The sequence below is a fragment of the Mucilaginibacter sp. P4_D1 genome (assembly GCF_056401935.1).
On the sequence record NZ_JBFUIJ010000003.1, the window covers coordinates 118,939 to 133,205 of the forward strand.

A 14,267-nucleotide genomic window follows, 5' to 3' on the forward strand; every position below is an offset into this window, starting at 1 on the left:
ATGATTTGCTTTTTCTTCTTAGCGTCCTGGCGTCTTTGCGCGAAATTAATATTAAAATTTTTCACTTAACTTAATGGCATCGACTCTTAAAACGAGAAACCAACGCCGCCAAAGATATTAAATCCGTAGTTAGGATAGTATACCCAGTTTTGATAACCTGAGTTTAAAATGTTATTTGCTTGCGCAAATACCGTAATAACCGGTGTAACGCGGTATTCAACACCACCATTCAAATCAGCAAATGAAGCAATTTCGCGGTTTTTGGTTAACAGGCTTGTATTTGGCGACGGCGTCCCTAACGGACCTGGCACAATTCCAAATGGCCTGTCATAGGCAGTTCCTCGTATCAATAATGAACCGGTTATGCTTACTTTATTGTTAATATGTATAGCGGTACCCGCTGTTAACAAAAACTTAGGCAGATTCCAGGCTTGCGCTTCTGTTGCCATTTTATAATCCTTAAACTCAACGCGGCCAAAAATGTTTACATTTTCGGTTGCTTTAAAGTCAAGCTCGCCATTAAAACCGCTTACACGCGACCGGCCTTTATCATATATAACATCAAATTTATAACCTTGGGTAGTTTGAGTGCTTACAAATAAGGCCATATCTTTTACGCTGTTGCGGAATACAGCTGCTTTAAAGCTAAGTCCCGGTGCCAGTGTGCCTTTTAGGCCTGCGCTGATATCCAGCTGATCAACGGAGTTTTGAAGCTTTATATTTTGATTGATGTATGGGTTTACATTGGCAAAATCGCGTATTGATGCCCTGTTTACATCACCTTTGGCCTCAACAAACAGGCGTACATATTTGGGTATTACCTGGTATTCTAGCTTTGCAGCCGGGAAAACAAAAAAGCGGTCATAATCACCAAATTCTTTAGCGATGTTTACGCCCGCATCAATTTTATAGTTGGTGCCCTGGAATTTGATATAAGGGTTTAACCGCAGGATGCTGTTATTTAAGTTATAGGCACTGTCTTTAGGGTTGGCCAGGTCAACCGAAGCGCCCAGGCCGGTATAAAACTGTTTAATGGTTTGGTTTACAAAGCCCGAAAGTACAATATTGCTTTCGCGTGCCTTATAGGCATTGCCGAATGAATATCCATTTAGTTTTACCGAGTAGGTAAAGTCGTTTTCAACATCTTTAAAGTTTTTGGCCAGTTCAACTTCGCCGCTGATATCATTAAAATATTGTTTTTGCGGGGTAAAGGTTAGGGGGATTGAATCCGGGTGACCGTAAAAATAAACACCACGGCGTTTATAATTGATGCGGCCGCTGATGGTATTCTCTGAATTGATGCTTTTGATGAACACGCCAACCTCATCTTTACTTTCGGTTTGCTTATCCCATGAGCCCGATTGCGAAAAGTGTTTCAGGAAACCGCCAACCTGTAAAGCCTGGTCGCGGCCATTGCCAAAATATGCTTCGCCAAACAAGGTTTTCATGCTACCTACACCCGCTTTAACATAGTTGTTAAGCAATACCGAGTCCTGCTCGGCAGGCCGTTTTTGAGCGTCGAGGCGTTTAATTTCCGAATCCTGGTCAAGTTTTTTATCCAGCGGGGTATAGGCTAAAGGCGCTTTAAAAGGCACTTTATCTTCCAGATCGGGGTTGCGCCGAATTTTTACCGCATCAGCTAATACTGGTTTGTAAGCAGTGGTTACCACAATCTCTTCTGATAAACTGCCCCCGTTTGTCGGGTTGTTACCGTTGGCACCGCCTTTTTTTGTAGTATCCTGGTAGGCTTTGCTAACTACATCGCCCAGTTTTTTTGCACCGGCATCGGTTTTTTTAACAGTGGTTTTTGTTGTGGCTTTTTTTGCAGGCGCCTTAGCCGGCGTTTTGGCTTTGGTGGTTTTTACTGTTGCCTTTTTTGCAGGTTTCTTTGTTTGCGCTTGTGCAGGAACAAAGTATAATGCTATTATTAAGGTAAGCAGCGTATAGGTGTATCTTAATTTCATTGCTTGTCTTCTTTTATATTACTCTTCGTTATCCTGTTAATTTTGAGCTGGAGTTTTGGTAGTATCTGTAGGAGCTGCTTTATTGTCGCCGGTATCGGGCACTACAGGCGCAGCAATTTTGCTTGATTTGCCACCGTTTAACACATCCAGTTTTTGTTTGGCCGTTGGCAGTATATCATCATCGGCTTTATAATTATCAATAATACTTTGCAGGGTTGCTTTAGCCTGGAAATTGTCTTTCAGGGCCTTGTAGTTGTCGGCCAATAAAATATATGTTTTGGCTACCCAGTAATCGTAATTTGGCATTTCTTTAGCCAGGTCAAAACACATTTTTTGCGATGTTTTGTACCGGCCTTTTAAATATTCAACCAGTGCCACATTGTATTTTGCTTCGGCTGCGGCAACTGTTTTGGTATTGGTTATGGTGTAGTTTAATTCCTTAATTGCGGTGGTTGTATCGCCCCTTTGCAAATAAGCCTTACCTGCATATAAACCTGTGCGGAATTTATCTTCCTGTGCGGTTTTGTCGTTTTCCCTAACCAGTTTTACATAGTTAAGGGCATCATCCGGCATTTTCATTTCGGCATAGCAAAGCAACAGGTTGTTAATGGCAAAGGTATAATCGGCCTTATATTCTGAATTGGTTTCAAGGCGTTTTAGGAACACTACCGCTTCGTTATATTTTTGCTGGCTGATGTAGAGTTTAGCCATCGCTATTAATGATTTTTCGCTGTAAGCGCTTGTCCAGTCGTTTAATATCAGGTTGTAATCTACAACAGCTTCCTGTGTCCTGTTCAGGTTGGTTAAGCTTTGTGCTCTTATAAATCTTGCCTGTTTTTCGTAAATCTGTTTGCCCGGAAACTTATCAAAGTAAGCGTTTACGGCACCCAGGGCACCCTGCCAGTCATTTTTTAAATAAAGGTTGTTGGCAGCGGTTATCATAATGCTTTCCTGATCGGCAGCCGTGTAATTACCTATCGGGGTAGTTGCCGCGTAAGTAATAAATGTTTGGGCATCACCTTTATCGGTATAAATTTTTTCTATCTGCTTAAGGGCCTGCTTGGCTTCATCGGTTGATGAGTAATCCTGAATCACTTTTTTGAACGATTCAACGGCCACATCATCGTTACCTGCATTGTAATCAATTAACCCGATGGTAACCAGCGCACGCGGAATGTAGCTGCTGCGCGGATATTTCTGAATCATCGCCTGTAAACCTGTCTTGGCTTTTTCGCCGTCTGTTTTCAGGAAATAGGTGTAAGCTATTTCAAATGATGCGTCATCGGCGTAATCAGAATTCGGGAATTTGTTCAGCACATCATTCAATGTGCTTATCTTGGTATCCAACGATCCCTGCAATCCCTGGATCATCCCACGCTGAAACAAAGCGTAGTCTTCGCCCTGGCTTTGCCTGGCAATAATACGGTTGTAGTAATCAAGCGCTTTGCCATAGCTTTTTAATACAAAAAAGCTATCCCCAATACGGGTTACTGCATCGTTTTGCGTGCTTTCGTCTTTAACATCACCAGCTAAAAACTTTTCAAAGTAATTAGCTGCCTTTTTATACTGTTCGCCATAAAAGGCGGCGTAACCCACGGCGTAGTTGGCATAGTTGGCTACTTCGGTTTCCCTGGCTTCGGGCATGTCCAAAAACTGCTCAAAGGTTTCAACCGACTCGGTGTATTTACGTACCTCGTACATCGCTTCGGCCATCCAATAAGTGGTAAGGGCTGCTGTTTTTGGGTCGATAGGATTTTTTAGCGACCGAAGAAAAATACCAATGGCGTTTTCAAAGGCGCGCTCGTTATAAAATTCCAGCCCGCGGTAATAGGTAACTTTTTGATAAGCTATCTGAGCGCTTTCTGATTTGTTGGGGATAGGCTCCAGTATATCTACCGCCTCTTTGTAATTGCGGGAGTTTAACAGTTCTTCGCCCAATAAAACCTTCATCTCATCATTACGGCGTGAGCGAGGGTAGTTTTTAAGGTATAAACGGGTAGCTGCAAGGGCCTCAGTGTTAAAGTCCAGCTCGTATGATAGCTTGGCGTACTCATACAAGGCATCTTCCTGTAATTGCTTATCATAAGTAAGTTTGGATGCATTAAGGAAAGCATTGCGGGCGCTTTGCTTATTGTTCATCTTCAGGAACACATCACCAAGTGTATAGTTACCATTTTGGCTATATACATCTTTTTGCTCCACCAGCTTTTCAAGCTCGCTGGCGGCCTGGGCGTAATTACCCACCTTGTAAAAGGTATAACCTATCTGGTAACTGTCCTGCGTGTTTTGTGTACGCCCCTGGTCCCGGTCCTGGAAACGGCCATAGTACTTTACCGCATTATCAAAATTGGCTTTGGCAAAGTACGATGCGGCAATTATGCGCAGCATTTCGGTCTCGTTTTGCTGGTGGGTGCTGTTAACAATGGGTACCGCGTAGTTTATTACATCATCATAGCGTTTATCTAAAAAGTAAACTGCCGAGATATAATAAGGGTAGCTGTTTTCATACTTCTTTGATTTTTTTAACCGCTCAAAGTTCACCAATGCCAGGTGATAATCTTTATTGAGGTAAGCTATGTATGCAAAGTAATAAGTAGCATCTTCGGTAAATTCGGTTTTCTTGGTTTTTACTTCGGCAAAAAGCAATTGTGCGTCTTTGTAGTTGCCCAATGAAAAATAGGCATAACCTTTACGGAATTTGTACTCGGTGTTATCGTGCCCGTTAAGTTCGCCGGCTTGTACTTTATCAAACCATTCAATTGATTTTTCGTACTTTCCCTGTTTAAAATATGATTTACCTATCTGGAAATAGGCCAGCTTGGTAAGCGGGTTTTCGGGATGCTCCTTAATGAAACGCTGAAACATGCTTTCGGCATCATCATTATTAAGGTTGAGGGCGCAAAAGGCTTCGTAATATTGGCTGTTTTCTTTTACCAGCGACAGGTCTGATTCAAACTTGGGCTGGGTAGTAGTTTTAAGCCGGGTTGCTTCCAATAGTCGAAATTGCTCGGCAGCCGAAGCATATTGCCCCCGGCCCATGAGGTCGACGGCAGCATGGTAAGTTTTGTAAACCTGGGTAGATGGGTTTTGCTGTGCAAAAGCGGCTGAAGCAATAAAAACAGGGATTAGCAGGGGGATGTATCTTTTTTTGATCATAAAGCGCATACTAACGATGGTGCTAAAATAGCGAAACGAAAAGGGCTAATTAACACAAGTAGTTAACAAATGTGGAAAACACGTTTATAAAACGAAGGTAATACTAAAGATGATATGTGTGTGGAAAACTTTAAAATTGTTGACTGATCCGCACTACCGGGCCTTGCCAAAAATAACCAATTAGTGTAACCCACTGCAATTTTTTAAAACTTTAAGCGTGTTTGATAATATGTTTATTTTCATGTGTTGCCAGATTTTCATATCAGCCAGGATATATTTTTTTGCTGGTAAGAAGCTTAAGCTGCTATTCATTTTGTTTTTTCCGTTGATTTGTAATGCACAAAAAACAAACGGGCCAATTGTTTTAACCGAACCGAAAATTTTGTTGCCGGTAAAGGAGTTTTACGTAGTGGGCGTTGTTGATGAACGCGATGACACAAGCCCGGTAGCTTGGTTGTTACCCGCAACACAGGCAACTACACCCAGGGTGTCGCTGGATCTGCAAGGCGGCGTGCCAATGGCGGTTAAGCAATATTTTGAGAAAAACGTACCTGTCAATAAAACATTGCGGCCTATAATTATTCACATTAAGAAGATTAGGGTGGATGAAACATTACAAACCTATGGTAGGGTTGAAGGTAAATCATCCATTATATTATCTTTTTGGCTGAAAAAAGAGGGTGAAGATATGCACTTAGTTGATTACCGCGGTGGTACAGGCTATACCAGGAGTACAGGCCAGCAAATGGATATAGGTGGCTTATTAAGTAATTCGATGCAGACAGGTCTGGCTTATTTTAACACCTGGATAAATAAGCAGGCCGATAGCAATATAAAATTGGCCAAAGGCGTAAAACTGATTTTTAGCGACTATACCGAAAAGCCTGAAGGCGACACCATTTACTACTCGGCTAAACGGCCTTTAAAATGGGATGATTTTCAGCAAAAGCCGCCTGCCAGTAAATATGAGGCCGAGGTTTTCCCAAGTATATCCTACGGGGAACAGGCTGAGGTAGTTAAAGGAATAGTTTGTGTTCATATAAGCCTTAAACCTTATTTGCCAAAAAGCGCCTGCTGGGTAAAAAATGGTGCGCGTACTCCTTATAATTTAAATCATGAACAAAGGCATTTTGATATTGTAAAACTGGTGATGGAGCATTTTAAACAACATTTGTTAAAAGAAAAGCTCACGGTTGATAATTATGACGGCCCCATTAACATGCAATACCTGGATTCATTTAGAGAAATGAATGATCTGGAAAAACAATACGATGATGAAACCAATCACGGGATGAATGAGAGCGTACAGGAGGAGTGGAATAAGAAGATTGATAAAGAGTTTTTAAGCATCAAGTAGTAGAAATAGTATCAAGTAGTAAGTATCAAGATTTTTTGATAGGATATAATAACAGCCCGTATTCAAGGTTGATCATTTGATATAGTGAACTTGAAAACTACATAGCTGGAAATAAAAGTCTTACTACTTGATACTTACTACTTGATACTGTTTTTGTTTCATTTATTTTTGAAAGTTTAAAAACTTATCTATATTTGTGGATGGAATTGGCAGAAGGGAAACTGAAGTTTATTGAGGCCTGGGGCAAGCTGGGATCGGAGTGGGGGATAAACCGCACAATGGCGCAGGTGCATGCGTTACTTATGGTATCGCCAGAGGCTTTAACTACCGAGGAGGTGATGGCCGAATTGAGCATATCGCGTGGCAATGCCAATATGACCCTGCGAGATTTAATTGATTGGGGTTTGGTTGAAAAGCAACATAAAACCGGCGAGCGGAAAGAGTTTTTTTATGCCGAGAAAGATACCTGGGTAATTGCCCGCCGCGTAGCCGAAGAACGCAAAAAACGCGAGCTTGATCCGGTACTGAAGATTCTTGCCCAGTTAACTGAAGTTACAGGTGACGAAAATGACCCTGCTTATAAAACTTTTAAGACGTCGGTAAATGATATTAATAAGCTGGCAAAAAACGTAAATACAACTTTAGACACTATGCTAAAAGCAGAAGAAAACTGGTTTTTTGGTTCGATATTTAAAATGTTCAAGTAACATTTTTTTTGAATTTTAATTTCAATATTTCTTGAAAATTCTATAATAATTATACATAAACAATCACGAAAACATGAACTACTTTATTTTAACTTACCTTGTTTACCTACTGGTAAGCATCGCCTTAACTGTTTGGGTTGCCAAAGTACTATTCAAAAATGGCCGTATTTTTTTGGTAGATATTTTTCATTGCAACAATGAATTAGCCGATTCTGTAAATAAACTGCTTGTTGTGGGCTTTTACCTTATTAATATTGGTTACACGAGCCTTGCTCTAAAAGAAACGGGGACCATTGCCAGTATACAAGTTGTAGTAGAAGTATTGAGTTATAAGTTGGGATGGATAATTTTGATTTTAGGCGGTATGCACTTTTTAAACCTGGTTGTGTTTTTTAAACTACGAAACCGGGCTAAAAGGGATAAGGCATTTAATGTAAATATTGAATAATCGTTATCAACCAGGGGCTGAAAAGGAGTGTTGAAAAGATCGGATAGCAGGTGCCTCGCGATTACCTGCTATTTTGCAATTAAGCTGCCTGGTTAAGTTGTGCTCTTACGCTCCGCAATAAAACGTCGATGTCAAATGGTTTGGCTATAAAATCATCGGGGCCTCCATCATGTTGGAGCGAACGATCAGAAATATTGTGGCTTGCCGAGATGAGGATAACCGGAATATTGTTGGTCTCTTTCATGGTTTTAATGTGTTTGCATAACTCACGCCCATCTAAGCCGCCCAGCATAATATCAAGTAAAATCAGGTCGGGGCTATGCTTTCTGATTCTATCAAAAATGTAATGCCCATCCGATAGTGTTTCAACCTCATAGCCCGATTCCTCAAGTATGTATTGTAAAACCTCCAATATGTCCTTGTCATCATCAACCGCTAATATCCGTCTCATGGTATTGTATTTTAGTATCTTCAAAAAATGCTGTTAATCATTAATTAACAACTTACATTGAAGATAAGCAAATGTTATACCAAATTGCTTTGATAAGTACTTTTAAATCAGTATAATATTCTGCTTATACTTAATTTAAAGTAAAGTGAATAAAAAATCCTATCAGGAGTGAAGACTAAATTTAAGTAATTGTTAAGTAAAAAGGAGTATTTAATACTAAATAAGAGCACTACTTAGCAAAAATGTAACTCGCTTTTTTACACTTGGCACAGAAATATTTTTTTATGGGTAAAAAAAACAAAACCCTTTTAGTAAACCAACTGCGACGCATTTTAAAGTGGAAGGGAGCGCCACATTTTGAGCAATAATATACTGTTCTTGGTTTTTCGCTAATGTTTTGATCTTCTGTCATACTATATGTAGGGAGCAATTTACAATATAGCCCCTACAAAACATCAGGCTATATATAAATACTACCAGTAAGTTAGTATCGGTATACTTTTGGTTTGTAAAATTAATTAATGATTAATAAAGTACATATCGTTTGCGTTGGCAGCGATAGCAAATGTATCTTTTGATGGGGAGGAAAAATAAAAAATGCTTAGCAAAAAAACCTCGCGGAACCCGCTCTTCAAGCTCTGCCTTGCATCTTGGACATGTCGGCCATTTTTTTTGCAAAGGCTTGATATCTTGCTGTTGATTACTTTGTACAACCATAATACAATTAGGGGGTTATTGTATTTAATTATTATTTAATTTTTACTATAACAAAGATATGGTTATTGTCAATATCTCAACCATTAAGGTTATTTATTGTTGTTTCATTATTTTTATGGCATGAAAATTAGTTTTTTGAAAAATACAATACCTTTTAGGATCTTTTTTTTTTATTGTTGCTAATTTTTATTAAAAGTAACGGTAAAAATGAGAGTGATTTTAGATGAATGCAGGCAGAATACCTGGGCAATTACTTAATTAGGTTATTAACTTTCTCTACAAGTTCAATCAGGTCAAAAGGTTTATTGATAATGCCGTCACAACCGTAATTTAAAAGATGATCGTCATTACTTAAATAAGCCGAAAATATAATAACAGGGATATTGCCAAATTGGGGGTGAACTTTGATGCTTTTGCAAATTTCGCCGCCGTTTGTACCTGCAACACGATAATCCAATATAACCAGGTCGGGGCCGAATTCCGCTATTATTGGTAATACATCATCACTATTTGATGTACTGCGCACTTCAAATTGCTCATACGTGAGTGTTTCATGAACAATTTCTAAAATGTCCTGATTATCGTCCAATACTAAAATACGTTTTGACATAATGAAAAATTAAAATTGAAAGGCCGAAATGTATTTAAGTAACTGTTGCTAACTATGTTGAAATAATTATGAGATAACAGTAGTAGGGGCTATTATTTATCGGGTACGTCAGCAAACAAAAGTAAACATTTTTTGCAGAATGGAATGAACAAAAGGATGACGATTCAGTAATATTTTTGTTCTAATTAACATTTTTTTAAAAAAAGAACTTACTTGTGTTTTTTGAGGTTTTAACAAATAGTTAATACATAGGGAGACCAAATAAAATCAATAAATGATGCCAAAAGCTTTTGGCTGTAAAAAGCTTAAAATCAAATATTGTTGTTACTTTAGTCGGGCAAGGGTTGGCTTAAGTGCCCAACTATTAACAGTTTGATATAATGGTATTAGCAATTATTCTAATTTGTATTATCCTGCTTATTTTATTGGTAAGCTGGGGCAAGGTAAATCCCTTTGTAGCCTTTCTTATTGTTGCCATAGCTGCAGGACTACTACTGGGCATCCCGATAAATAAGTTAATGGCCTCGATACAAAAAGGTATGGGCGATATCATGGGCAAATTGCTCATCATTATTTGCCTGGGCGCTATGCTGGGCAAACTTGTGGCAGTTAGCGGGGCTGCCCAAAAAATAGCCGAGGTACTGGTTAAAGCAGTTGGCGAAAAACATATACAATGGGCTTTAGTTACTGCCGGTTTTATCATTGGCATTCCGCTTTTTTACGGAATAGGGTTTGTATTGATGGTGCCGCTTATATTTTCGGTAGTGTATAAGTATAAGTTGCCGGCTGTTTATATTGGTTTGCCCATGCTGGCATCTTTATCCGTTACACATGGCTTTTTACCGCCACATCCCTCGCCATCGGCATTGGTAGCTATGTTTCATGCAAATATGGCTACAACCTTTATTTATGGTTTGATGATAGCGATACCGGCCATTATTATTGCCGGCCCGTTATTTGCCCGGTTTTTAAAAAAAATACCTTCCGAACCATTAGCTACTTTCAGGGCCGACGAGTTACCGCCCGAAAAATTACCCGGAGCTTTAAATAGCTTTTTTACCGCTTTGTTGCCTGTAATACTGCTAATGCTTTCGGCTTTATTTCCTTATCTGGGTGTCAAAAACGTGTTTGTGGTAAAGTTGATAGCCTTCCTTGGCGATCCATCTATCGTAATGCTGATTGCCCTTCTCGTGGCTACTTTTACATTAGGTATTAAACAAGGGAAAAAGATGAGCGGCCTGGCAGGAAACTATACCGATGCTGTTAAAGACATAGCGCTCATACTGCTTATTATTGCCGGCTCGGGAGCTCTAAGCGAAGTTTTGACCACCAGTGGCGCAAGCGACCAGATAGCCGACCAGTTAAAAACGCTAAACATGCCACCTTTGCTTTTAGGTTGGGTAATAGCGGCCATCATTCGGGTTAGTTTAGGATCGGCAACAGTGGCCGGACTTACGGCAGCCGGTATTTTGGTAAAGCTGGTGACCAAAAGCCACGTTGATGCCAATTTAATGGTGCTTTCGATAGGTGCAGGCAGCCTGGCATTCTCGCATGTTAACGATTCGGGTTTTTGGTTGTTTAAAGAGTATTTTAACATCAATATAAAAGATACCATCAGGTCATGGTCGTTAATGGAAACTTTGGTTTCGTTAACAGGGTTGGCTGGGGTATTAATTATTAACCAGTTTATAAGGTAATTACCCGCAATGAAACGAATTGTAAAACCAATTACGCTATTGGTAATAATGCTGACGATAGGCCTTACCAGCTTTGCGCAGGAAACCGCAGGGAGCTTTTACACTGCTGCCGATGGAACAAAAATTTATTACGAGATTAAAGGTGAAGGTTTCCCGGTTGTGCTTATCCACGGGTTTTCGGGCACGGGCCAGGGTTGGAAGAATGGCCATCTTTACCCCGATTTGCTTGCAGCCGGTTATAAGGTGATTATACTTGACCAGCGGGGTAACGGACGATCTGACAAACCACATACCGATGCCGGTTACGCCAACGATGCCGAGGCTAAAGATATTATTGGTTTGGTGGGCAGCCTGGGCATCAAAAAATACAATGTGGTAGGCTATTCGCGCGGGTCTATCATCGCATCGCGCCTATTGGTGCTGGATAAGCGGGTGCAAAAACTGGTTATGGGCGGTATGGGTGATGCTTACACCAATCCCGAATGGCCGAGACGTGTTCATGCCTATAAAGCCTTAATGGGCGATACCAGTTTTCATGATGTAGACGGAATGATAAAGTATATTCATAGTAACCCGGCTTTTGATGTACCCGCATTGGCGTTGCAACAAAAATACCAGCCTTCAACAAGTCCGCAGGAATTGGCTAAAGTAAAAATACCCGTATTATTGATAAACGGCACAGAAGATCATGACGGCGGATCGGAAACAGAACTGCATAAAATGATCCCCACATCCCAGCTAGGCTATGTACCCGGCGATCATAACGCTGCCTCAAAAACGGTACAGTTTTCGACTAGTGTGATGGAATTTTTTAAGTGAGTTGTGAGTTGTGAGTTGTGAGTTGTGAGTTGGCATTATGTTAAATATTGCAGTTTAAAAATCCTGTTAATCTTGTTACGATCACTAAATCGTGTTTAAAATTCTGTTAATTCTTTAATTCTGAAAATCCTGATTCAGACAACTCTTGCGTAAGGGATAAAAGCGGATACCGGCCTCGCGCCTAATGCCTGTGCAGTATGAGCGGATAGCCCGGCCCGTAGGGATACGCGCCCAAAACTAAATACTGTAAGCTACCACTCAAATAGTAAGTTTACTACTGCAAACTGCCCGCTGCTTACTGCAAACTGAATACTTGGCCTGTTATTTGTATAGGTGATAATTATTAACACTTATCAGATACATTATACCATGAAAAAGCTAATCATATTTGCCTGCCTGTTTTTTGCGATGTTGTTAACGTTTGCGCAAAACACCCAGGCCCAAACTACAAAGAAAAAAGGAATAAGCGACCAGGGTAAGGGCGCTATAATAGGTGGTGCCGGTGGGGCTGTTGCAGGCGGTCTGATAGGCCATAATGTTGGCGGCGCTTTAATTGGCGGCGCTATAGGCGCCGGTGGCGGCTACATTATTGGTAATGAAACCCGCCGTGCAAGGGAGAAAAAAGAGCGTGCCCGCCGTATTGCGTGGCGAAGGGCTCACCCAAGGCATCACGCGCATCCATACAGCAAAACAACTACTGTAACTACGGTTAAGTACCAGTAAAGGTTAAAAAAAGTTAAATTTATTTAAAAGCCCCGGTTTAACTACAACCGCGGGCTTTTTTTATTATCTTAAGTGAGTGCTATTATCAGCAAAGTGTAAAATAAAATTTGCTTAATAAATGCGTTAAAGGCGGGTTATTCGTTAAAAGTTTGGTTTTACAGGCAACAATGCCAAACAGCAGGTGTACATATTACGTTGAATAAATAATGGGTAAAACGTTTGTAGCATTATTGTTTTGTTTAATACCTTTTGCTATAATGGCACAAACCAGCAGGCCTAATGCCGATACAGCAAGAAGGCCAACGGATACTATTCCGCAGCGGGACTTGATAGATGTTTTCCGGTCGGTATTTAATGTTAAGCCACGGAAGGTATCGGTTACCGAGAAGAAGAAATTTTATTTCTCTTTTCTGCCTATCTCAACATCTGACGGCCGGAGCGGAGGCAGAGCACTGTTTACCTCAACTACAGCAGGCTTTTACCTGGGCGATCAAAAGACTACCAATCTTTCTACCGTTGTATTTACCCCTTATTTTAACCTTAAAGGGCGGTACGGCTTGCCGATTCGTTCAAGTGTTTGGCTTAAAGATAATCAGTGGAACGTTATAGGCGATATTCGTTTACTGGTTTACCCCCAATATACCTGGGGCCTTGGGGGCAATATGAACAACCACGACAAATTTTTGGTTGATTATAATTACATACGCCTTTACCAAACTGTGCTAAAAAGAATAAAGCCTTATTTTTATGCCGGCGTGGGGTATAATCTTGATTATTATGCCGATATAGATAGCCAGGGTGAACAAACCCTGCGCGATTTTACCAAGTACAAGTATGGTACCGCAACTGGCCAGGATGCATTTTCATCGGGAGCCACCCTGAATTTGTTATATGATACACGCAGAAACTCAATTGACCCTTTGCCCGGGGTTTATGCTAACGTGTCGTACCGGTTTAATACTAAAGTGCTGGGAAGCCATACCAATTGGCAATCGTTATACATCGATTTGCGTAAGTATGTTTCGTTAACTAATTCGGGCCCCAAAAATGTATTGGCATTCTGGACGTATTACTGGACATCGCTTACGCCAGGCACTCCTTATTTAAACCTGCCCAGTTTAGGCTGGGAGCCGTACCAGCGGTCGGGCAGGGGATTTCAACAAAACCGTTACCGCGGCCAACGACTGGCTTATTTTGAAACCGAATACCGCCGCGATATTACCCGCAACGGCTTGCTGGGTTTTGTTTTATTTGCCAACGTGAACTCGGTAACCGAACCAGATGCCTATAAATTTACCTATTGGCATCCCGCGGGGGGCACCGGCCTTAGGTTTAAGTTCAATAAAAAATCTGGTACTAATATTAGCCTTGATTATGGTGTAAGCCGTAACTATTCGTCAATTAATCTGAATTTGGGCGAGACGTTTTAGTTGAGGCGTCTATGATCAATGGTCTATAGACCATAGTGATGGTCTTAGCAGACAGGTAATCTCTGGTTGATAATTTATGATGTTATCCTATGGTAATAAAAGCACCTTTAATGATGCCATGGCAACCATTATCTGTTGTTAGTACTATCTTTGTCCACAGGTTTCTGATTAACAAAATCCATAAACAA

11 protein-coding genes are annotated in these 14,267 nt (G+C 40.6%); 7 read left to right on the plus strand and 4 right to left on the minus strand.

Annotated elements, in window-relative coordinates:
• Positions 1–86: 86 nt before the first annotated feature.
• Both AC1DV1_RS04355 and AC1DV1_RS04360 read right to left on the minus strand, forming a co-directional pair.
• The gene (locus AC1DV1_RS04355) at positions 87–1,964 is read right to left on the minus strand and encodes a TonB-dependent receptor (RefSeq protein ID WP_477355805.1); all 1,878 of its coding nucleotides are present in this window, start codon (positions 1,962–1,964) and stop codon (positions 87–89) included.
• Positions 1,965–2,000: 36 nt separating this feature from the next.
• Positions 2,001–5,120 carry a tetratricopeptide repeat protein gene (locus tag AC1DV1_RS04360; protein WP_477355808.1) on the minus strand — a complete coding sequence of 1,040 codons (3,120 nt, stop codon included), beginning with the start codon at positions 5,118–5,120 and terminating at the stop codon, positions 2,001–2,003.
• 382 nt (positions 5,121–5,502) lie between these two features.
• Here AC1DV1_RS04360 and AC1DV1_RS04365 point away from each other — a divergent pair, with 382 nt between their 5' ends.
• The 3 genes from AC1DV1_RS04365 to AC1DV1_RS04375 all read left to right on the plus strand — a co-directional run bounded on the left by AC1DV1_RS04365 (position 5,503) and on the right by AC1DV1_RS04375 (position 7,632).
• Positions 5,503–6,477: a hypothetical protein gene (locus tag AC1DV1_RS04365; protein WP_477355811.1), complete on the plus strand. Its 975-nt coding sequence runs from the start codon at positions 5,503–5,505 to the stop codon at positions 6,475–6,477.
• A 200-nt stretch (positions 6,478–6,677) separates the two neighbouring features.
• Positions 6,678–7,184, plus strand: a complete 507-nt coding sequence (locus AC1DV1_RS04370; protein WP_477355814.1) for a GbsR/MarR family transcriptional regulator — start codon at positions 6,678–6,680, stop codon at positions 7,182–7,184.
• 73 nt (positions 7,185–7,257) lie between these two features.
• Positions 7,258–7,632: a hypothetical protein gene (locus tag AC1DV1_RS04375; protein ID WP_477355817.1), complete on the plus strand. Its 375-nt coding sequence runs from the start codon at positions 7,258–7,260 to the stop codon at positions 7,630–7,632.
• 79 nt (positions 7,633–7,711) lie between these two features.
• Here AC1DV1_RS04375 and AC1DV1_RS04380 read toward each other — a convergent pair whose 3' ends face one another.
• On the minus strand, positions 7,712–8,083 hold the full coding sequence (locus AC1DV1_RS04380; protein ID WP_477355820.1) for a response regulator transcription factor: 372 nt from the start codon (positions 8,081–8,083) through the stop codon (positions 7,712–7,714).
• A 967-nt stretch (positions 8,084–9,050) separates the two neighbouring features.
• Positions 9,051–9,410 carry a response regulator transcription factor gene (locus tag AC1DV1_RS04385; RefSeq protein WP_477355823.1) on the minus strand — a complete coding sequence of 120 codons (360 nt, stop codon included), beginning with the start codon at positions 9,408–9,410 and terminating at the stop codon, positions 9,051–9,053.
• Positions 9,411–9,790: 380 nt separating this feature from the next.
• On the opposite strand from AC1DV1_RS04385, the gene AC1DV1_RS04390 reads away from it, so the two are divergent.
• The 4 genes from AC1DV1_RS04390 (at position 9,791) to AC1DV1_RS04405 (ending at position 14,079) form a co-directional block, all read left to right on the plus strand.
• Positions 9,791–11,107 carry a GntT/GntP/DsdX family permease gene (locus AC1DV1_RS04390; protein ID WP_477355826.1) on the plus strand — a complete coding sequence of 439 codons (1,317 nt, stop codon included), beginning with the start codon at positions 9,791–9,793 and terminating at the stop codon, positions 11,105–11,107.
• 9 nt (positions 11,108–11,116) lie between these two features.
• The gene (locus AC1DV1_RS04395) at positions 11,117–11,926 is read left to right on the plus strand and encodes an alpha/beta fold hydrolase (RefSeq protein WP_477355829.1); all 810 of its coding nucleotides are present in this window, start codon (positions 11,117–11,119) and stop codon (positions 11,924–11,926) included.
• A gap of 369 nt (positions 11,927–12,295) precedes the next feature.
• Positions 12,296–12,649 carry a hypothetical protein gene (locus tag AC1DV1_RS04400; protein ID WP_477355832.1) on the plus strand — a complete coding sequence of 118 codons (354 nt, stop codon included), beginning with the start codon at positions 12,296–12,298 and terminating at the stop codon, positions 12,647–12,649.
• Positions 12,650–12,906: 257 nt separating this feature from the next.
• A complete protein-coding gene (locus AC1DV1_RS04405; RefSeq protein WP_477355835.1) occupies positions 12,907–14,079 on the plus strand; it encodes a BamA/TamA family outer membrane protein in 1,173 nt (390 codons plus the stop codon).
• The last annotated feature ends 188 nt before the right edge of the window (positions 14,080–14,267 follow it).

Bases quoted from the DNA above. Each gene is read 5' to 3' on its own strand.
- AC1DV1_RS04360 (WP_477355808.1), bottom strand. From the start codon at position 5,120: ATGATCAAAAAAAGATACATCCCCCTGCTAATCCCTGTTTTTATTGCT.
- AC1DV1_RS04390 (WP_477355826.1), top strand. From the start codon at position 9,791: ATGGTATTAGCAATTATTCTAATTTGTATTATCCTGCTTATTTTATTG.
- AC1DV1_RS04385 (WP_477355823.1), bottom strand. From the start codon at position 9,410: ATGTCAAAACGTATTTTAGTATTGGACGATAATCAGGACATTTTAGAA.
- AC1DV1_RS04375 (WP_477355817.1), top strand. From the start codon at position 7,258: ATGAACTACTTTATTTTAACTTACCTTGTTTACCTACTGGTAAGCATC.
- AC1DV1_RS04400 (WP_477355832.1), top strand. From the start codon at position 12,296: ATGAAAAAGCTAATCATATTTGCCTGCCTGTTTTTTGCGATGTTGTTA.
- AC1DV1_RS04370 (WP_477355814.1), top strand. From the start codon at position 6,678: ATGGAATTGGCAGAAGGGAAACTGAAGTTTATTGAGGCCTGGGGCAAG.
- AC1DV1_RS04355 (WP_477355805.1), bottom strand. From the start codon at position 1,964: ATGAAATTAAGATACACCTATACGCTGCTTACCTTAATAATAGCATTA.
- AC1DV1_RS04380 (WP_477355820.1), bottom strand. From the start codon at position 8,083: ATGAGACGGATATTAGCGGTTGATGATGACAAGGACATATTGGAGGTT.
- AC1DV1_RS04405 (WP_477355835.1), top strand. From the start codon at position 12,907: ATGGCACAAACCAGCAGGCCTAATGCCGATACAGCAAGAAGGCCAACG.
- AC1DV1_RS04395 (WP_477355829.1), top strand. From the start codon at position 11,117: ATGAAACGAATTGTAAAACCAATTACGCTATTGGTAATAATGCTGACG.